Source organism: Candidatus Nitrosotenuis aquarius (assembly GCF_002787055.1).
Taxonomy (GTDB): domain Archaea; phylum Thermoproteota; class Nitrososphaeria; order Nitrososphaerales; family Nitrosopumilaceae; genus Nitrosotenuis; species Nitrosotenuis aquarius.
The window spans coordinates 694,722-712,528 of the sequence record NZ_CP024808.1; the positions used below are offsets into that span (position 1 = coordinate 694,722).

22 protein-coding genes and 1 tRNA gene are annotated in these 17,807 nt (G+C 45.2%); 12 read left to right on the plus strand and 11 right to left on the minus strand.

Annotated features, from left to right (window positions below; all coding sequences use genetic code 11):
* Positions 1-268: 268 nt before the first annotated feature.
* Genes NAQ_RS04110 through NAQ_RS04120 form a run of 3 tightly spaced genes read right to left on the minus strand, consistent with a single transcriptional unit; the run spans position 269 to position 3,146 of the window.
* A complete protein-coding gene (locus NAQ_RS04110) occupies positions 269-1,063 on the minus strand; it encodes a DUF72 domain-containing protein (RefSeq protein WP_100182369.1) in 795 nt (264 codons plus the stop codon).
* The gene (locus NAQ_RS04115; protein ID WP_100182370.1) at positions 1,063-2,157 is read right to left on the minus strand and encodes a J domain-containing protein; all 1,095 of its coding nucleotides are present in this window, start codon (positions 2,155-2,157) and stop codon (positions 1,063-1,065) included. The genes NAQ_RS04110 and NAQ_RS04115 overlap by 1 nt, the downstream gene beginning before the upstream one ends.
* A 41-nt stretch (positions 2,158-2,198) precedes the next feature.
* Positions 2,199-3,146: a radical SAM protein gene (locus NAQ_RS04120; RefSeq protein ID WP_100182371.1), complete on the minus strand. Its 948-nt coding sequence runs from the start codon at positions 3,144-3,146 to the stop codon at positions 2,199-2,201.
* Positions 3,147-3,241: 95 nt separating this feature from the next.
* Between NAQ_RS04120 and NAQ_RS04125 the strand changes: the two genes are divergently transcribed.
* On the plus strand, positions 3,242-3,610 hold the full coding sequence (locus tag NAQ_RS04125) for a TRAM domain-containing RNA chaperone (RefSeq protein WP_245871732.1): 369 nt from the start codon (positions 3,242-3,244) through the stop codon (positions 3,608-3,610).
* A gap of 102 nt (positions 3,611-3,712) precedes the next feature.
* Complete coding sequence (locus tag NAQ_RS04130) at positions 3,713-4,024, plus strand: hypothetical protein (protein ID WP_100182372.1); 312 nt, start codon at positions 3,713-3,715, stop codon at positions 4,022-4,024.
* On the opposite strand, the gene NAQ_RS04135 is transcribed toward NAQ_RS04130, so the two are convergent.
* From NAQ_RS04135 to NAQ_RS04150, 4 genes are all read right to left on the minus strand, one after another.
* On the minus strand, positions 4,021-4,308 hold the full coding sequence (locus tag NAQ_RS04135) for an immunoglobulin domain-containing protein (protein ID WP_100182373.1): 288 nt from the start codon (positions 4,306-4,308) through the stop codon (positions 4,021-4,023). The genes NAQ_RS04130 and NAQ_RS04135 overlap by 4 nt on opposite strands.
* Before the next feature lie 36 nt (positions 4,309-4,344).
* Positions 4,345-4,581: a hypothetical protein gene (locus NAQ_RS04140; RefSeq protein ID WP_100182374.1), complete on the minus strand. Its 237-nt coding sequence runs from the start codon at positions 4,579-4,581 to the stop codon at positions 4,345-4,347.
* A 47-nt stretch (positions 4,582-4,628) separates the two neighbouring features.
* Positions 4,629-4,703 (minus strand) — tRNA-Arg (locus tag NAQ_RS04145).
* A gap of 40 nt (positions 4,704-4,743) precedes the next feature.
* Positions 4,744-5,451: an MIP/aquaporin family protein gene (locus NAQ_RS04150; RefSeq protein WP_100182375.1), complete on the minus strand. Its 708-nt coding sequence runs from the start codon at positions 5,449-5,451 to the stop codon at positions 4,744-4,746.
* A gap of 91 nt (positions 5,452-5,542) precedes the next feature.
* Between NAQ_RS04150 and bcp the strand changes: the two genes are divergently transcribed.
* Positions 5,543-5,998, plus strand: coding sequence for a thioredoxin-dependent thiol peroxidase (gene bcp, locus NAQ_RS04155; RefSeq protein ID WP_100182376.1), 456 nt, complete (start codon positions 5,543-5,545; stop codon positions 5,996-5,998).
* Between the two features lie 30 nt (positions 5,999-6,028).
* Here the strand turns inward: bcp and NAQ_RS04160 are convergent, their stop codons facing one another.
* Entirely contained in the window at positions 6,029-6,886 is an 858-nt protein-coding gene (locus NAQ_RS04160) for a trans-sialidase (protein WP_100182377.1), read from the minus strand.
* Positions 6,887-7,072: 186 nt separating this feature from the next.
* Positions 7,073-7,723 carry a trans-sialidase gene (locus NAQ_RS04165; protein ID WP_100182378.1) on the minus strand — a complete coding sequence of 217 codons (651 nt, stop codon included), beginning with the start codon at positions 7,721-7,723 and terminating at the stop codon, positions 7,073-7,075.
* 111 nt (positions 7,724-7,834) lie between these two features.
* Here NAQ_RS04165 and NAQ_RS04170 point away from each other — a divergent pair, with 111 nt between their 5' ends.
* Entirely contained in the window at positions 7,835-8,212 is a 378-nt protein-coding gene (locus tag NAQ_RS04170; RefSeq protein ID WP_100182379.1) for a hypothetical protein, read from the plus strand.
* Here NAQ_RS04170 and NAQ_RS04175 read toward each other — a convergent pair.
* On the minus strand, positions 8,209-8,439 hold the full coding sequence (locus tag NAQ_RS04175; protein ID WP_100182380.1) for a hypothetical protein: 231 nt from the start codon (positions 8,437-8,439) through the stop codon (positions 8,209-8,211). The genes NAQ_RS04170 and NAQ_RS04175 overlap by 4 nt on opposite strands.
* Before the next feature lie 85 nt (positions 8,440-8,524).
* Between NAQ_RS04175 and NAQ_RS04180 the strand changes: the two genes are divergently transcribed.
* The gene (locus NAQ_RS04180) at positions 8,525-9,967 is read left to right on the plus strand and encodes a menaquinone biosynthesis decarboxylase (RefSeq protein WP_100182381.1); all 1,443 of its coding nucleotides are present in this window, start codon (positions 8,525-8,527) and stop codon (positions 9,965-9,967) included.
* A gap of 70 nt (positions 9,968-10,037) precedes the next feature.
* On the opposite strand, the gene mqnC is transcribed toward NAQ_RS04180, so the two are convergent.
* The gene (mqnC, locus tag NAQ_RS04185) at positions 10,038-11,156 is read right to left on the minus strand and encodes a cyclic dehypoxanthinyl futalosine synthase (RefSeq protein WP_100182382.1); all 1,119 of its coding nucleotides are present in this window, start codon (positions 11,154-11,156) and stop codon (positions 10,038-10,040) included.
* Between the two features lie 100 nt (positions 11,157-11,256).
* On the opposite strand from mqnC, the gene NAQ_RS04190 reads away from it, so the two are divergent.
* From NAQ_RS04190 to aroC, 7 genes are read left to right on the plus strand one after another with little or no spacing between them, the layout of a single operon-like run.
* Positions 11,257-12,045 (plus strand): 2-amino-3,7-dideoxy-D-threo-hept-6-ulosonate synthase, encoded by a 789-nt coding sequence (locus tag NAQ_RS04190; RefSeq protein WP_100182383.1) that lies wholly within the window; start codon positions 11,257-11,259, stop codon positions 12,043-12,045.
* Positions 12,032-13,087 (plus strand): 3-dehydroquinate synthase II domain-containing protein, encoded by a 1,056-nt coding sequence (locus NAQ_RS04195; RefSeq protein ID WP_100182384.1) that lies wholly within the window; start codon positions 12,032-12,034, stop codon positions 13,085-13,087. The genes NAQ_RS04190 and NAQ_RS04195 overlap by 14 nt, the downstream gene beginning before the upstream one ends.
* Entirely contained in the window at positions 13,088-13,750 is a 663-nt protein-coding gene (gene aroD / locus NAQ_RS04200; protein WP_100182385.1) for a type I 3-dehydroquinate dehydratase, read from the plus strand.
* Positions 13,751-13,752: 2 nt separating this feature from the next.
* Positions 13,753-14,568 (plus strand): shikimate dehydrogenase, encoded by an 816-nt coding sequence (aroE, locus tag NAQ_RS04205; RefSeq protein WP_100182386.1) that lies wholly within the window; start codon positions 13,753-13,755, stop codon positions 14,566-14,568.
* Positions 14,569-15,420, plus strand: a complete 852-nt coding sequence (locus NAQ_RS04210) for a shikimate kinase (protein WP_100182387.1) — start codon at positions 14,569-14,571, stop codon at positions 15,418-15,420. It begins immediately after the preceding gene.
* Complete coding sequence (gene aroA / locus NAQ_RS04215) at positions 15,410-16,678, plus strand: 3-phosphoshikimate 1-carboxyvinyltransferase (RefSeq protein WP_100182388.1); 1,269 nt, start codon at positions 15,410-15,412, stop codon at positions 16,676-16,678. The genes NAQ_RS04210 and aroA overlap by 11 nt, the downstream gene beginning before the upstream one ends.
* 31 nt (positions 16,679-16,709) lie before the next feature.
* Positions 16,710-17,804: a chorismate synthase gene (aroC, locus tag NAQ_RS04220; RefSeq protein ID WP_100182389.1), complete on the plus strand. Its 1,095-nt coding sequence runs from the start codon at positions 16,710-16,712 to the stop codon at positions 17,802-17,804.
* Positions 17,805-17,807: the final 3 nt, after the last annotated feature.

The following is a 17,807-nucleotide window of genomic DNA, read 5'->3' on the forward strand; positions in this document are numbered from 1 at the left end:
TACATCAAACAAATATAATCATCATCATTTGAATTATGAAAATTTGTTTAATTCATATTCATCATGACTGAAAATTCATTTAGATAAAATTTCAGGATAGTATCGCAAGCAGTGCAATGAAACTTGGTTTCACGCCACAGACCCGGTACGAGCGCATCAGTGTTTGCCTGATACTACCCTTGTTAATGCAATCCCATCCAAGAACAATAAAGATGATCACGTCTGATCTAAACATTTGTCATATTACAAATCAAAAAACAAACAGGTGTTAAGGCTTGCCAAAGAGCGTCTTCTGCCTTTTGTCGGCAAATGACAGCCCCTCCATCCCCAACAACAGCCTAAGCTTGTTTGCAGTCACAGGGCCAAAGCCTTCGTATCGATTGTTTGCCATTATTACTGCATAGGAAATCTTGTCTTGGATCTGCTGTATTTTTTCAATCCAGGACTTCATTTGTGCTGTCCTGTCTTTTTGCAGCTTGCCAAAGTCTTTTTCCTGAATGGTTCTGTCACCAATTAATCTCAAATAGACAAAGTCAGACGTCAGTGGCGCCGTGTTTTGTATTCCTGCAACGTCACTCCAGACAAGGCAGATCTTCTTGTCAGTGAGATATCGTATTGCAGAGTCTGAAAACCAGGATTGGTGTCTTCCCTCTATGACATAATTATTCTCTGGAAAATACGACTGCAGCTGTTCCAGCTTTGGCCTTACCTCTTCAAATGACAACGATGGTGGAAGCTGCACCACGGACAGGAGAAATTTTGTGCCAAGGAATTTCATTGATTGTAAAAACTGCTCTAGATGCGGCGAGGGATTTGCCAGCCTGTTATCATGTGTTATAATTTGCGGGAGCTTGGCCGTGAACTTGAAGTGGTTTGGTGTCTCCGAGTTCCATTTTTTCACCATCATATCACTTGGTATTGCATAAAATGTCGAGTTTACCTCGGTTACATCAAAAATCGAAGAATAATGCCTCAGAAAATCCGACCTAGGCAGATTTTTTGGGTAAAACGGTCCCTGCCAACCATCATAGCCCCATCCAGTGCAGCCGACATTGACTAGCATTATTTTTTCTTGAACAGTCCAAAGCCGAACCTAGAGCCTGGCTGTTTTTCTTTTTTGCCGAGACTGTCAAGGGTTTCATATGTGATTTGCCTGCCGTTTCCCACCATGTTTGATGTCTTTAGCTCGCGGAACTTGAATCGCTTGCCGTTTTCCAAGACTATGGTTGCATCATCAGATAGCGCAAAGCCGGAACCCTCGTCATGAAATGTCATAGAGCCTCCTTGCAGTAGGGTAATTTCGCAGTTATAGTTCATTGTCGTTCCAAACATTATGAGGTGCTTTGCTCGGACCTTGACATTGTTTATCAGGTTATTTACCACTACGGTGTCTGCATCCAAGAATACGGTTTCCCTTGCGTTTGATATTACGACTTTGCCCCTTGGTGCGCGCAGCTCCGTGAAATGCTCTTTTGTTATGTATAGCCCGACTCTGCCCTGAGGGTCCTGCATTGTTTCCTTGATGCCGGTGACATTGCCCACCAGAATGTCGCCGTTTTCTGCAGTTATTTTGACTCCGTGCTCGATAATGAAATTATTTTTTAGAGGATCAACTAGGACAAAGTTTCCGTTTGTTATTGTTATTCTGGTTTTGTTCTCTTCGGCATATGCAAAATACGGGCTGGTTATACTACCAGACATGTTAATCGTTCCAGCATATGTGAGTGTGCCTGCCCAGATTTTTCCCTTGATTGATAGATCCCCTGTCTTTTCTCGCGCAAACTCTACTTCGCCCAATTCTTTTGAGCCAAACAACCTAGAGCCTGCCGCATTGTCGCGTTGCAGTAATGCAACCCAGTCCTGGGCTGCCTTCATCTCTCGCGCCACATCGCCTGATAAAACCAAGTTTCGCCTCTTTCTTTCCTCCTCGGAGTCACCCGTGTAGACCTTGGCTTTTTTGAGCCTTTCATCTTCCGTATCAGGATAGGCTTTTCCTGCCTTGAGGTCCTCGTATGCCTGGATGATTTTTTTGACAATCTCCTCGTCCCCGCCTCTGTCGGAGTGGTGGTCTAGGATAAGCTTGCGAAATGCATCCCGGATTTCTCTTTGAGTTGCGCTGGGCTTTAGCCCCAAGATATCATAATTGCTTTCAACCAAACTATTCTGTATCAATATACTATGATTATGTATTTTTTGAGCTAGCCCTTCATCCCATAGCCGACTAGAACAGAATAGCAGCCTAGGCCGCAGTCCTCACAGATTGGCTTCATAGAGTCGCTTTCTGCGCTGCCAATGCAACATGGTCGCTTTTCTCTTCCCATATGATCCACGGAAAGAATCGCCCAAGTGGGACAGTCAACTGGTACAGTTCCCCGGCCTCCCCAGTTCTTCTTCATTAGTTCCAGCTGGCTGGGCGGGTTTATGATATAGTCGCGGTATTTGTCCCGCATTGCAAGTATACCATCAATGACTTTAGTTCTCTCTGGGCCAAACGGCATCCACAGCGGATCGCCCTTTGCAAACGGGGTGTGGAACTGGAAGCCTATTTTATTTGAATATGGGCGCCACTCCTCTATGACATCTGGTATAGTATGATAGTTTTGCGAGTTTATCGTCATTGTAATCCAAATGTCCTTGTATGCCTTTGGCCCGTTTTGCTGGATGTAATCCAGGACATTCTTTTTTGTGGTTTGGTGCGCCATGTCACCTCTAATCTTGTTGTGTATGTCTTGCGTTCCGTCAATTGAAATCCAGTAAAAATAGATCTTGTCGTATTTTTTTAGCGGCCTAGTGCCGTTTGTGACAAGGCAGACTCGCTTTGGAAACTCGTTTATGAACAATTCCACTACGTCCGGCCGCAGTGTCGGCTCGCCTCCAACCAAGGTAATGATAAAGACGTGGTTTTTCTTGAATTTTTTTTCAATTATTTCTTTCCACTGGTCTAGCGTGAGCTCCTCGTTTTCCTTTCTGTTTAGCCACCAGTAGCAGTGCGTGCAGTGAAGGTTGCAGACGTTGATTATATCTGCCGAGCCGTAAAGCGGGCTTTTTTTGCCAAAGAGTCGGTATCCGGCAAACTTGGTCAGTATATGAAAATAGCACGGGGCCTCTTGTAGTATTTGTTTAGGTCCTCTTCCCATTATCTCCATGATATCCACCTATTTCCCATGGTATGGTTTAGGCGCTAATTCTAATAAATAATGAGTATCTAGGCACGAAGGGCGCTTTTTGTCAATGAGAATCAATGCATGAGTTCATATGCAACATCTCATACATGGATTTTGACGAAGGTCATAAGGAAAGTGGAGGTGTAAAGATGAGTTTTGACGATAATTCCGGACGACGTGATAACAGACGTTTCGGTGGCGGATACAGAGGCGGCGGAGGCGGCAGACGTTTTAACAACGACAGACAGTTTGACGACCGACCAAAACCAGTAGAAACTGGCAAAGAATACGATGTATCAATTACTGAAACATCCAGACAAGGCGACGGAATAGCAAGAGTAGATGGATTTGTCATATTTGTGAAAGGCGGACAGCCAGGCCAAGAGACCAAAATCAAGGTAACACAAGTAGGCAGACGATTTGCAACAGCTGAACTAGCACAATAAATTATTTCTACTTCGGTAGAAAAAATTTAGCGAACCGATTTTTTTAATATTTTTCTAATTTTCAAAACCAGTTTATACTGTGTATTTTTTTGATATAATACCATGATGTCATTGTTCCAGCTCAGCACCAGGAGTTATGATTCTGAGATTCCCCTGGTCAGAAAGGCAATGGCGGAACTAGAGGCAAAATGCAATGTCAAGGACAGCTACAAGATCGGGGCTCCGTTTAACCGTGCTGGCTGGACTTTTTTCGATCTGGAAATTAGCATGGATCTTGCACACATGATAGAGACAAGTGGAATGCTGGAAGGAGCTCTTGGGTTTAGGATTGGGGAGCAGCTCAAAAATTTCATCGGACATTATCTGGAATCATTTGGAAGCCAGGTCAGAATAAAGCAGATAGAATACGACTAGAATCCATCTGGTGGATTTTGGATAAAGACATTACAGAACAAGACGTCTGTTTTTTTGTCCCGGTATTGTACATTGCATGTGACGAACTTTCCCTTTAGTGCCTGCTCTAGGTCTTCGAGTGTCCTTTCTGTTTGCGGCGAGGTGTCGTTTTCTACCTTGACAATTTGGATTTTTTCTAATTTGCTGTATTCCTCGGAGTTATCCTTTCTAAAGTGTGTCACATACATTCGAAACATGTTACCAGAGAGGCAATCCATTACTGGTCCACCGATTCCGTCTCCCATGAAATGAGACTGAATTTACTTGTTATAATTGTAGATTCACTGGCATTCTATAATGTCGGCTCTGTTATAGTGCAATGTGTTATGTATTATTTTTATTATTGCACCGGATCTAAAGGACAAGACCATCATTGTGCCGTTATAGTTTTCAAGCTTGACTAGTGCACCATTGATTTGGTCAGGGGCTGCGGAATATAGATTGTCTTCATCTGGAAAAGATAGCCAATTCTTTCCTATGGTAAGCCTATCGCATTTAGTTTCAGATTCAAAGTCCATGTTGTTACTTTACTACATAATTTTATTTTCTTTGTGAAATAACAAGGCGGATCCGGGGGGACTCGAACCCACGACCTGACGCTCCGCAAGCGTCCGCACTATCCAAGCTGTGCAACGGACCCGCAAAAACAACTCAAATTAAATCCGTAAAAAATGTTCGTACTATGCAGTGCTAGTCTCTGCCTTTTTGACAAAGACATAGTGCATTATCAGGCCTGCAATGATTCCACCAATGATTGGACCTGCCCAATAAATCCAGTGGAAGTCCCAATAGCCAGATGCCAGTGCCGGGCCCAGAGTCCTTGCAGGATTCATTGATGCACCAGTCAGTGGAATTCCAACCAAGTGCAGCAAAAATATCATTCCGCCTATTACCAGACCATACATTCCAGCAGGCGCCTTTTTGTGCACGGCAGTCATGAAGATCACAGTAACCAAAAAGAACGTAAAGACCAGCTCCAATGCAAAGCCAGACATTGCAGAGTTTCCAAGCAGATCACTCGGTCCTCCTTGCGTTCCAAAGTTCACCTTGGCTCCAAGTACCGGAAATATCGCCTTTAGTGTAAATGCCGCAATTATGGCACCTATACACTGGAACACGATATACCCAATGCCGTTTACTATGCTGATTCTTTTAGTAATCATCATGGGTATAGTAACTGCTGGGTTGATGTGCGCACCAGAAACATGGCCAAACGCATAGACCATCAGGCCGATTGCGCCTCCGTGTGCCAGAGATATAATCAATAATCCTTCCAAATTCAGAGAATCGCCAAACATTGTAGATGACACTATGATAGAAAGCGGTCCAAAGAACACCAGTGCAAATGTGCACAGTGCTTCTGCAAACCAGGATCTTCCGGATATCATCTAATATCATGCCCTTTCCGATTTCAATATAAAATATGCGGCCGATCCATAACCCCAAAATAATTAATTGTAGCAAAATCAAAGCAGAGTGATGCTAGCAGAAGGTGACAAGATACCAAGTTTTGAATTAAAAGATGCAGACGGAAATACAGTCAAATCCTCAGAGTTCAAGGGAAAAAAATTCGTAGTCTATTTTTATCCAAGAGATTTCACACCGGGCTGCACAATAGAGGCAGACGAGTTCTCCAAGGAATACAAGAAATTCCAAAAAATAGGCGCAACCATAATAGGAATATCGACTGACAGCGTCGAGTCGCACAAAAAATTCGTAGAGAAAATGGGCATACCATACGTGTTATTATCAGATCCAGAATCCGAGGTATCAAAGAAATTCGGTGTCTGGGGCAAAAAACAGTTCATGGGAAAAGAATACATGGGAATCCAGAGGAGCACCTTCCTCATTGACGAAAAGGGAAAAATCTTCAAGGTCTATCCCAGTGTAAAGCCAAGGGGCCATGCAGAAGAAGTCCTAGCTGCCCTGAAATAATTAAAAAGATAAAAGAGAAAGTTTGGATTTTTAGAAGCCTTTTGGCAGCGTGCCTTTTGGTTTTGCCGGAGCCGGTGCTGGAGGTGGTGTTGTAGGTTTGAATCCCGCTGGCAGTGAACCCCTAGTTGAGCCACTTGGTTGTGGTGGCGGTGGTGGAGGTGCAGCCTTTGCCTGTTGTTGCATTCTTGCCAGGTATTCTTTTTCATATGCCTCTAGCTGTTCCTTTCTTGACGCATTTCCATTTCCACTAGAACCACTCGATTCTGCTGGTTTTGTTCCAGCTGGCAGTGTGCCTTTTGGCTTTGGTGGCGGTGGTGGAGCCGTCTGTGTTTGTGCAGAACCAGTTGCTGTTGATGTGATACCGTATCCTGCAAAGTATTTTGTCCTAGGATGGTATGCAAGCTTTTCTCGTGTTGCAAAGTACTTGTTGGATGGTTGAGTGTATCCTGTTACCTTTGCCTTTTGTAGGTTCCAGTCTGATGTTGGAACGCTTGCTTGTGCAACGTGCTTGCTTGCAAAGTATCGGTTTCCTGCTGGAGAGTATCCAGTTACCTTTGCTCTATAAGAGTGGAAATCCGATGTTGGTGCGCTTTTCCATTGCTCCCAAACTGGGACAACTGCCTCCTCTGGCTTTGGAGCCGGTGGTGGAGGTGTCTGAGCTTGTGGCTTTGGTGCTGGCGGCGGAGGTGTTGGCTTGGTTCCAGCCGGTAGCGTTCCCTGTGGTTTTGCAGGTGCCGGAGCTGGTGCCGGGGCCGGCTTGGGGGCCGGCGGTGGCGTAGTTACTTGCGGTTTTGATTCAAATTGACTAGATAATTTTGCAAGCTTTTCTTCTAATTCTGCAATCTTTGCTTCTAAATCCTTTTTAGTTGACTTAGTAGTTCCAGCCATGTGTTTTTTCTGACACCTCAATAGTTTATTTACATTTTGTTCCCGGTTGCCAAAACAATTAGATTATTTTTTGCCAAACCGCATAATTTTGCAACAATAAAGCCAAAAAACCGCAATTCCAGATTTGGAAGCCGATCTATACAACATAGAATTTATTCAAAAATATGTAAGAAAATATGGAATTTTTTAGAAGCCTTTTGGCAGCGAACCACGAGAAGGATTCTTCTTTGGTGGCGGTGGTGGAGCCGTCTGTGTTTGTGCAGAACCAGTTGCTGTTGATGTGATACCGTATCCTGCAAAGTATTTTGTCCTAGGATGGTATGCAAGCTTTTCTCGTGTTGCAAAGTACTTGTTGGATGGTTGAGTGTATCCTGTTACCTTTGCCTTTTGTAGGTTCCAGTCTGATGTTGGAACGCTTGCTTGTGCAACGTGCTTGCTTGCAAAGTATCGGTTTCCTGCTGGAGAGTATCCAGTTACCTTTGCTCTATAAGAGTGGAAATCCGATGTTGGTGCGCTTTTCCATTGCTCCCAAACTGGGACAACTGCCTCCTCTGGCTTTGGAGCCGGTGGTGGAGGTGTCTGAGCTTGTGGCTTTGGTGCTGGAGCTGGTGCTGGTTTCATTCCTGCTGGCAGAGTTCCTTGCGGTTTTGTTGTTGGTGCTGGTGCTGGTTTTGGTGCTGGTGGCGGTGTTTGAACTTGTGGCTTTGGAGCCGGTGGTGGTGTTTGCGTTGTTGGTTTTGGTGCTGATTCTATTTGATTAGCCAATTTTGCAAGCTTTTCTTCTAATTCTGCAATTTTTGCTTCCAAGTCTTTTTTAGTGGATTTAGCACTAGACATGTGACTTTGGTGCCCGTTGCGGGGTTTATTTACATTTGGGTAAATCTCAGACGGGCAAATCTGATGATAAAGTAGATCAAATTTAATACCACCATCAAGCTATAGACCCCATTGGACGATTTTGAAAAAGAGTTTCCAGACTTTGACTGGAAGAACACTCCGGCATACAAGCACCCGGGAGGAAAGGACTGTCCTTGTCCAAAGCACGAATACGTCAGAGAGCAGATCAACTTTGCAAAGACGGTAAACCAGACCAGCAAAGAGCCGACCAAGGTCACACTCAAGTTCTGCCCTGAACACTACAAGGTCTACATGGAAGAAGTCATACCATCAATGCCGTTCAAGTACAAGCTACTGACAAAAATCGCACTCAAAATCGGTGCAATCCAGCTGGAAAAGCTGACTCACATGCAGTCTGATCTTTGCTTTTACTGCAAGTTCGGCTCCGGCGGACACGGAAAGAAAAGCGAGCTTCCGCCAATAATCTAGACGGGTCCGACCATTATCTTTGGCTTGTTTGGAGTATCATGATGACATCTTTTTCCACATACGGGGCACGTCTTTCTGTCCAGAAATATGCACTGGCAGATGTGGGACTTGAGGTAGCTCTCAGCAGACTTTGTGTGCTCTCCTGAGCCGTTGCAAAACGGGCACTGGGTTCCAAGCAGTTCTATTGTTCCCTTGCCCTTGCAGACGGGACATTTTTGCTCACTCAATTTGATTCAATCCAATGATGCTGATTAAAATGCCTTTGTTGGGCCCAGTCAAGCTTTATACAACATTTGCACAAACCCAAACACATTGCCAATCGAAGACGTCGCAGAACTCATATCAGCACTTGAAAAAGCAGGCGAGTTAAAGCGAATAAAGACGCAGGTCGATTCCGATTTGGAGATTGCTGAAATCCTAAGGCGTGTAATGTATGCAAACGGCCCAGCAGTACTATTTGAGAACGTCAAGGGCTATGACATGCCGGTATTGGCAAATGCGTTTGGCTCGATAAAGCGACTGCAAATCGGATTGGAAATGGACGACTTTACCGAGATTGGCCAAAGAATAGTAGACATGACAAAGATGGAGGTGCCATCAGGATTTCTCAACAAGATCAAAAAGCTTCCAGAACTATCAAAAATGGGCGAAGTATTTCCCAAATTAGAAAAGTCCGGCCCGGTAACCGAAGTAATCGATGAAAACCCATCATTTAGCAAGATTCCAATTTTGAAAACCTGGCACAAGGATGCAGGAAGATTCATCACGCTAGGACTAGTCGCAACAAAGCACCCAGAGACAGGAGTTAGAAACCTTGGAGTGTACAGGATGCAAATCATAGATGATACCCATGCACTGATGCACTGGCAAAAGCACAAGCGCGGAGCACACCACGGAGACATTTCAAAGGAAAGAGGAGAAAAGATTCCAGCCGCAATCATAATTGGCGCAGAGCCCGCAACGGTGTTTTCTGCAATTGCTCCGGTGCCAGAGGGATTGGACAAGTATCTCTTTGCAGGTATAACTCGACAAAAGGGAATCAAGACCGTACAATGCAAGACACAGGATTTGGAAGTTCCTGCAAATGCGGAAATCGTCCTGGAAGGATATGTCGACCCATCCGACATTAGAGACGAGGGGCCGTTTGGTGATCACACTGGATACTACACGCCAGTTGAGCCATACCCCACATTTACCCTAACTGGAATAATGAGAAGGCAAAAGCCAGTCTATCTTACTACAATAGTTGGCAAGCCGATTTTAGAAGACGCCTATGTCGGCAAAGTAATTGAAAGATCATTTCTGCCGCTAATCCGCATGTTCCATCCTGAAGTGGTAGACTTTGCAATGCCGGCTGCAGGATGGTTCCAGGGAATGGCAATCATATCAATCAAAAAGCGCTATCCAGGCCAGGCAAAAAAAGTCATGATGGGATTGTGGGGTACAGGACAGCTGGCACTAACAAAAATGTTCATCGTAGTGGATGATGACATCAACGTCCATGATTTCAATGACGTAATCTGGGCCATTACAACCCGTGTAGATGCTGCGCGCGACTGTGTTATTATCAACAACACCCCAACTGACACGCTGGATCCTGCATCGCCATTGGTGAACTTTGGCTCCAAGCTGGGAATTGATGCAACACAAAAAACCTGTGAGGAAGGATTCACCAGGGAAATCCAGGAAAAGGTTGCAGTCGACGAGCCAACCAAGAATCTGGTTGATTCCAAGTGGTCTAGCTATGGATTATAGTTCCAAAAAACATTACCCACCGTTTTTATCAAAAATTAGATAATTTTTCTCAAAATCGGTGGGTAGTGCTCTAGTACATCTTGACTAGATTATAGAAATTATCCCGCTCTTCTACTGCATATCCTATTTGGTGGATTGCGTCGATAATTTTCTGGCCGGTCAGCTCTGTAGAGCGTGCGCCGGTGCAAGATACCACTTCTTCGCCAATCAGTGTTCCTCCAAAGTCGTCTGCACCATATTGCAGTGCGATTTGCGCCATTCCGACTCCGTTTGTGAGCCATGACGACTGGATGTGGTTAATCAAACCATCAAAGACAAGACGAGATATTGCAATCATCTTGAGCAGTTGCATTCCGCCGACGCCAAACGTGACCAGGTTTTCCCTTTGCATCAGTGTGTTGTTTGGCTCAAAGTTCCATGGAATGAATGCCATAAAGCCGCCAGTCTTTTGCTGGAGTTGTATGATTTTATCAAAATGATTCGCAATGTCTTCTTGCGATTCGACATGGCCGTACATCATGGTGGCAGATGCCGGCAGGCCGATTGTATGCGCTTCCTCCATTATTCTCAGCCAGTCCGCAGACGAGATTTTCTTTGGACTGATTACATCTTTAACGGTATCAACTAGGATTTCAGCGCCAGCTCCTGGAACCGACTGCAAGCCAGATTCTTTTAGTCTGGATAGCACCTCTTTTGTTGATGTCTTTTCTATTCTTGCAATCATGTCGATTTCAGATGCAGACAAGCCGTGAACTCCGACCTGCGGGAACTTGGACCTGATCATCCTAAACGCATCCTCATAGTATTCAATGCCAAGGTTCGGGTTGTGTCCTCCCTGGATCAGCACCTGACGTATTCCAAACATATCCCATGCAGTCTTTACTCGCGCCTCAATCTGGTCTAATGATAAAGTGTACGATTCCGCATCGCCTGGTGAGCGGTAAAATGCGCAAAACTTGCAGTCAGTAACACAGACATTGGTGTAGTTGAGAATGATATTATTTACAAACGAGGCCTTTTTGCCAAATCTTTTCTGAGTCAGGTTTCCTGCAACTAGGCCCATCAGGTGCACATCGTCAGATTTTAGCAGACGCAAAATATCTGACTTTGTGGGCCGAGCTCCGCGCAATGCATTTTCCAAAATGTCGCTTATCTGACTAGAATGAATCTGCTCTGTTATCTGGCTCAAGTGCCTTTGGTGGCCGGACAATGTTATTTAATCCTGACTAGGCTGAGCCGTAAATTATCACCACGCTATTTTTATTTAGGGCAGTCAGGCGAGATCCGCCATGGTCTCAGGCCTGCAAATAAGAATGGACAGAATTTTGCGAAAAGGCAAGATGCTTTGCATCCCAATGGACCACGGAATATCAAGCGGTCCAATTGAAGGCCTAGAAAGCCCCGCCAGAATAATATCGCAATGCGAGACCAAGGGCCTGACCAGCGTCATAATCAACAAGGGAATTCTCAAGACATTACCAAAGCCAGCAAGAATAGGAATTCTGGTACATTATTCATCCAGCACGTCACTATCCATGTCGCCAAACAGAAAGATGCTGTCCGGTACTGTAGAGGAAGCACTCAGACTAGGAGCAGACGGCGTATCGCTTCACATCAACGTGGGTGGAAAGGAAGAGCCTGAAATGCTGGAACAGCTAGGAATGACCGCATCTGAATGCCACAAGTGGAACATGCCATTATTAGCAATGATGTACCCAAGGGGCGAGAATATCAAAAACCCACACGACCCAGAGATTGTGGGCCACGTGGCAAGAATTGGCGCCGAGCTTGGCGCAGACATTGTAAAAACACTATACACAGGAGACATTGATTCGTTTGCAAAAATAGTCAAAAGCACGCCGGTGCCGGTAGTAATTGCTGGCGGACCAAAAGCCAAGACAGATGAGGATGTTCTACAAATGACAGAGGACGCAATGAAGGCAGGAGCCAAGGGAGTAACATACGGCCGTAACATTTTTGCACACAAAAACCCAGACAAGATAGTCGACGCACTGGCTGGAATCATTTTCAGAAAGGAAACTGCAAAAGAAGCAGCAAAAAGAATTGCAAAAAAATAGAGAACTAGTCATCTTGCCAAAGGTGGGCAAGGCGGCCTTGACCAAATTTCTATCAAGCCTAGAGTCAGAGGGAGTCAAAACAGTATATGCAGACCCAAAGGCAATCCCGCCAAAATCAAAGCTTGCCTCAATCTATCCGTCTCCTGCCGCAAAACTCGTAGTATTGGAAAAAGACGCGCTAAAGCCCAAGGGCAAAAAGGCAGGCAAAAAATTCAAGGTATTATCAAATAATGACATTGAAAAAATATTTTCCGAGGCAAAAAAGGGCCTGGACTTTGTAATTATTGAAGTAGCTGACTGGAAGATAATTCCGCTTGAAAACATTATCGCAAAGCTGCACAAAATCCACACAGAGATCTTTGCTCTTGCAAGAACACCGGAGGAAGTGCGCAAAATGTTTTCCATCTTGGAAATTGGAGTGGACGGAGTGATATTCGAGGCAGGTACAATATCCGAGGTAAAGGAAGCAATGGTGTACCTAGGCACCTCAACATTTGAGATGGTAGAGGCAAAGATAATCGACATCAAAGAGGTTGGTGATGGCGAGCGAGTCTGTGTAGACACTGCGTCAATGCTTCACAAAGGAGAGGGAATGCTAATTGGCTCTAGATCAAATTTCCTGTTTCTAGTACACAACGAGTCAGTCGGCTCTTCATTTACATCCCCGCGACCATTCCGAGTAAATGCCGGCGCAGTCCATTGTTATACAATATCGCCTGATGGCACCACAAAATATCTCTCAGAGCTAGAGACAGGTGCCGAGGTGTTGGTGATAAACTCTCATGGAAAGGCAAGGCGCGCAACAGTCGGCAGATCCAAGATAGAGCGACGTCCAATGCTAATGATAAAGGCCCAAGTAGGGGACGAAGTAGGCGGAATCATAGCCCAGGATGCAGAAACAATCCGATTTGTAAGACCAGGAGGACACCTAGTATCTGTCACTCACCTCAAAAAGGGCGACACTGTCCTAGTGCATGCAAAAGGAGCAACAGGCAGGCATTTTGGAATGGAAGTAGCTGACGAGTACATTTTAGAAAAATAAATGGCATACAAGACCTGTGTCAGCATTGCAGAGACTACGCCTGCCAAAGTATTATCCACGCTCAAAAAGGCGCTGCAAAAATCCGACTATGCCGAGATTAGATTTGATTTTCTTGCTCCCAAAGACATTCCCATGGCACTAGAGCTGACAAAAAAATACAACAAACAATGCGTCTTTACTCTGCGCCCAAAAAATCAAGGGGGGAAATTCCAGGGTACAGAAAAAGAGCGAATTTCAATTCTAAAGCTAATCGCAGAGTACAATCCATATTTTCTTGATTTGGAATTTTCCGCAGCTAACAAGGATCTAATAGAATACATCAAAAAAACAAAGACGCAGATTTTGGTGTCATGGCATGATTTTCATGGGACGCCATCTGTTGCAACGCTATCTCAAAAATATCAGAAAATGAAAAAGGTCTCTAAAAACATCAAGCTAGTCACCACTGCAAAGTCAATCAAGGATACTGCATCGGTGTTGTCGCTGTACAAAAAACAGGGTTCAGGCCTAATCGCATTTGCAATGGGTGACTATGGCAGAATATCAAGAATTTTGTGTCTGCATCTTGGCGCCCCGTACACCTATGTCTCACTTGGCAAGCCAGTGGCACCCGGCCAGTTCAGCTTAGATGAGATTAAATCGCTGCAATCCCTGCAGAAATAACAATGGTCAAAACCTTTGCAGTGATAGGAGACCCAATAGAGCATTCGTTGTCTCCTAGCATTCACAATGCCGCATTCAAGGCGCTAAACTTGGACTGCACCTATATCGCATACAGGATTCCAAGGGGCGAGCTAAAAGAGGGAATCGAGTCATTGCGCCAAATAAAAATCGCAGGATTCAATGTTACCATTCCGCACAAAATAGAGATGATGCAGTATCTGGATGATATAAGCCCGGAATGCAAGATGATTGGCGCAACAAACACAGTATCCAATGACAACGGAAAGTTCACAGGCTACAACACAGACATGGACGGATTCCTAGAACCAATCAAGAAAAGAAACATCGGGATTTCCGGCGAGTCTGTCTTGGTATTAGGTTCAGGCGGCGCAGCCCGGGCAATAGTTGCAGGCTTTGCAAAGGAAAAGGCAAAAAAAATCACCATATCAAACAGGACATTACAAAAGGCGCAAGCCCTATCAGAATTTGCATCCAGTCTCGGTGCGGAAGCTGATTACATCAAACTGCAAAATGTCGACGTCTCAAAATACAAGTTTGTCATAAACGCAACCTCTGTCGGACTAAAAAACGAGCCCAGCCCCATTCCCACAGGTGCAATAAACGCAAATCACGTCGTATATGATATCATATACATGCCAATGAACACCGACCTAATCCAGCAGTCAAAGAAAAATTCCGCCACGATAATCTACGGGTATGAAATGCTCCTAGGCCAAGCTGCCCTAGCATTTCAAATATGGCACAGAGTCCAGGCCCCATACGAGGCAATGAAAAAGGTCTTGCTTGGAGGATTCTAGATGAAGGTAAAGGCTACAGTAAACGGCGCAATCTCCTTGGTAAACGCAATTGCCACCTGGAAGGGCGCAACGCTTGGAATAACTGCCAAGGTAGAGGCAACAGTATCCACATCTGAAGGCAAAGGAATCCAGCTGGAGCTTGACAACCAAAACACCAGCTCACGCCTTGTAAACAAGGTGGTGGAATTTGCAGTGCCAAAAAAGGAGCTGGAAAAAAACAAGATAACAATCTCACTCCAGTCCGAAATCCCGACAGGGTACGGCCTCAAAAGCTCTAGCGCAATTTCATCTGTGATATCGCTTGCATGCCACAAAATATTCAAGCCAAATTACACGGATTCCCAGGTCCTAAACGCTGGAATTGACGCATCGCTTGCCACAAAGGTGAGCATGACTGGCGCATACGACGATGCATCTGCGTGCTATTTTGGTGGAATCCAGGTCACCGACAACAAGGCCCGCAAGACAATAAGATCAGACAAGACCCCAGCAAATCTTGTCGCAGTAGTGTTTGTCCCAAAGTCAAGAAAGCGAGGAAATGTAAAGCAGCTCAAAGTACTAGATACAGTATTTGAGCGGGCGTGGAATTTTGCAAAAAACGGCGACTATTGGAATGCAATGATTCTGAACGGGTACGCAACATCTGCCGTCCTAAACTCGGATCCAAAAATAATCTCATCACTGATTGAAAACGGCGCACTGGGGGCATCGGTGTCAGGAAACGGGCCTTCCATTGCAGCAATAGTAAAAAAAGACAATGCACCAAAAATAAAAAAGGTCTTCTCAGAGCATGAGGGAGCAACCATGCTAGCAGAAATCAACAACCGGCGGGCCGAAGTCCATGAAGTGTAAGGTGGAACAATCAAAGCTCAGCGGGACCCTGTCGTGTCCCCCAAACAAGAGCTACACGCACAGGGCAATCTTTCTGGCATCCCTAGTAAATGGAAAGAGCCTAGTCAAAAACGTCCTAAGATCAAGGGACACAAACGCAACAATTGAAATCTGCAGGCAGCTTGGGGCAGAAATCACAGAGGCTGGAAGCAACCTCAAGGTAAAAGGAATATCAAAATTTGAAAAAGAAGATCTGACACTTGATGCGTCAAATTCTGGAACCACCATACGCATAGCGTCCGCGATTTCCGCTCTGCGCGATGCCAAGACAATACTTACTGGCGATGAATCCCTGATAAAGAGACCAATGAAGCCGTTGCTTGATGCGCTGGAATCACTTGGCGCCAAGTGTAAATCAAACGACGGCAGGCCTCCACTAGAAATAACTGGCAGCATCAAGGGGGGCGAAGTATCCATACCAGGAAACGTGTCAAGCCAGTTCATCTCCGCATTATTCATTGCGGCACCACTGACAGAAAACGGAATTACAATTAACATTTCATCAGAGTTGGTCTCAAAGCCGTATCTGGATGCCACAATATCCACAATGAAAAAGTTCGACGTCAAAGTCGAGGTGATAACACCGTACAAAAAATACCACATTGCACCACAAGAATACAAGCACACCACCATCACAATCCCGTCTGACTTTTCCAGTGTCGCATTGTTATTGTCTGCTGCCGCCTTGGTAGGGGAAAAGCTCACAGTCAAGGTCTCAATTGGGGAATTGGCACAGGGCGACGAGGCAATAATTGACATTTTGGGCAAGATGGGCGCAGACGTCTCACTTAACAACAATGCAATCAAGGTGAAATACCCAGAAAGGCTAGCAGGCGGAAGGTTTGATCTATCCAACACGCCAGACCTGTTGCCGCCACTGGCAATTCTTGGGCTAAAGTGCGAAACACCCCTGGAATTATACAATGTAAAGCATGCAAGATTCAAGGAAACAGACAGAATAGCAATTCTGGTCCGGGAGCTAAAAAAACTAGGACTGGAAATAACGGAAAAAGAGGACGGCATGATAATCAACCCGCCAACAACACTTAGGGGGGCTGAGCTAAATTCAGAAGACGACCACAGGTTGTTCATGGCGTTTTGCATTGCTGGCATGTATGTTGGAGGGTGCACAGTATCCGACCCAGAATCAGTTGATGTGTCATATCCAAGCTTTGTTGCAGACATGAATCGAGTCGGCGCAAAAATTGCAACGATATAGGTTATAAGCATCAGGTGCTGATTTTTTACTAATGGCGGGCAGCTCTATTGGTCAGAGGCTAGTGCTCACTAGTTTTGGTGAAAGTCATGGTAGATGCATAGGAGCTGTCCTTGATGGATGCCCGGCAGGCCTAGAACTGGAAGAAAAAGACATTCAAAAAATGCTCGACCAGAGAAAGCCAGGCCAGTCCCTAGTATCTACACAAAGAAAGGAAGGCGACATTGTGGAAATTCTCTCTGGCGTATTCCGCGGTTATACTACCGGCGCGCCCATTGCAATGATAATTTGGAACAAGGACCAGCATTCTCGCGATTATGATAACTTGGTAACAAAGATGAGGCCGGGCCACTCTGACTATCCAGCTCTGGTAAAATATCACCAATATAATGACCATCGCGGTGGCGGACGATTCTCAGGAAGACTTACTGCCACACACGTGATGGGCGGGGCAATTGCAAGAAAGCTGCTCAAGGTAACACTAGGCATTGAAACCAATTCCTATACTGTAAAAATTGGAAAGATTTCCATGAGTGAAAAGTTTGACTCTAAAATGAAAAATGCAATTTACCAAAACGAGGTCCGGTGCCCAAACCCAAAGACCGCGGAAAAAATGCGGGCGGCAATTTTATCTGCAAGAAAAAGCGGCGACTCGCTAGGCGGAATAATAGAATCCACCACAACAAATCTCCCAGTGGGCCTTGGCGAGCCGATATTTAGCTCACTAGAATCAGACATTGCAAAGGCAATCTACTCAATCCCATCTGTGAAGGGAGTAGAGTTTGGATCAGGCTTTGCAGGATCAGAATTGTACGGCTCGCAAAACAACGACCCATACATTTCAAAAAAAGGCAAGGTCTACACCAAGACAAACAATGCCGGGGGAATCCTAGGTGGACTCTCCACCGGAATGCCAATCACAATGAGAATAGCATTCAAGCCAGCATCATCTATAGCAAAAAAACAATCAACAATAGACATCAAGACAAAAAAACAGGCAATACTGCAAGTGCAGGGAAGGCACGACCCGTGCGTTGTACCAAGGGCGCCCCCAGTGGTGGACTCGCTGGTGTCGTTGGTACTAGCTGATCATGCGCTCATCGGCGGATTCATCAAGCCGGTTTTGTAAAAA

Excerpts from the sequence above, each read along its gene's own strand:
- NAQ_RS04110 (WP_100182369.1), bottom strand. The coding sequence starts at position 1,063 with ATGCTAGTCAATGTCGGCTGCACTGGATGGGGCTATGATGGTTGGCAG.
- NAQ_RS04120 (WP_100182371.1), bottom strand. The coding sequence starts at position 3,146 with ATGGAGATAATGGGAAGAGGACCTAAACAAATACTACAAGAGGCCCCG.
- NAQ_RS04125 (WP_245871732.1), top strand. The coding sequence starts at position 3,242 with ATGCATGAGTTCATATGCAACATCTCATACATGGATTTTGACGAAGGT.
- NAQ_RS04130 (WP_100182372.1), top strand. The coding sequence starts at position 3,713 with ATGATGTCATTGTTCCAGCTCAGCACCAGGAGTTATGATTCTGAGATT.
- NAQ_RS04135 (WP_100182373.1), bottom strand. The coding sequence starts at position 4,308 with ATGGGAGACGGAATCGGTGGACCAGTAATGGATTGCCTCTCTGGTAAC.
- NAQ_RS04140 (WP_100182374.1), bottom strand. The coding sequence starts at position 4,581 with ATGGACTTTGAATCTGAAACTAAATGCGATAGGCTTACCATAGGAAAG.
- NAQ_RS04150 (WP_100182375.1), bottom strand. The coding sequence starts at position 5,451 with ATGATATCCGGAAGATCCTGGTTTGCAGAAGCACTGTGCACATTTGCA.
- bcp (WP_100182376.1), top strand. The coding sequence starts at position 5,543 with ATGCTAGCAGAAGGTGACAAGATACCAAGTTTTGAATTAAAAGATGCA.
- NAQ_RS04160 (WP_100182377.1), bottom strand. The coding sequence starts at position 6,886 with ATGGCTGGAACTACTAAGTCAACTAAAAAGGATTTAGAAGCAAAGATT.
- NAQ_RS04165 (WP_100182378.1), bottom strand. The coding sequence starts at position 7,723 with ATGTCTAGTGCTAAATCCACTAAAAAAGACTTGGAAGCAAAAATTGCA.
- NAQ_RS04190 (WP_100182383.1), top strand. The coding sequence starts at position 11,257 with ATGGTCTCAGGCCTGCAAATAAGAATGGACAGAATTTTGCGAAAAGGC.
- aroD (WP_100182385.1), top strand. The coding sequence starts at position 13,088 with ATGGCATACAAGACCTGTGTCAGCATTGCAGAGACTACGCCTGCCAAA.
- aroE (WP_100182386.1), top strand. The coding sequence starts at position 13,753 with ATGGTCAAAACCTTTGCAGTGATAGGAGACCCAATAGAGCATTCGTTG.
- NAQ_RS04210 (WP_100182387.1), top strand. The coding sequence starts at position 14,569 with ATGAAGGTAAAGGCTACAGTAAACGGCGCAATCTCCTTGGTAAACGCA.
- aroA (WP_100182388.1), top strand. The coding sequence starts at position 15,410 with ATGAAGTGTAAGGTGGAACAATCAAAGCTCAGCGGGACCCTGTCGTGT.
- aroC (WP_100182389.1), top strand. The coding sequence starts at position 16,710 with ATGGCGGGCAGCTCTATTGGTCAGAGGCTAGTGCTCACTAGTTTTGGT.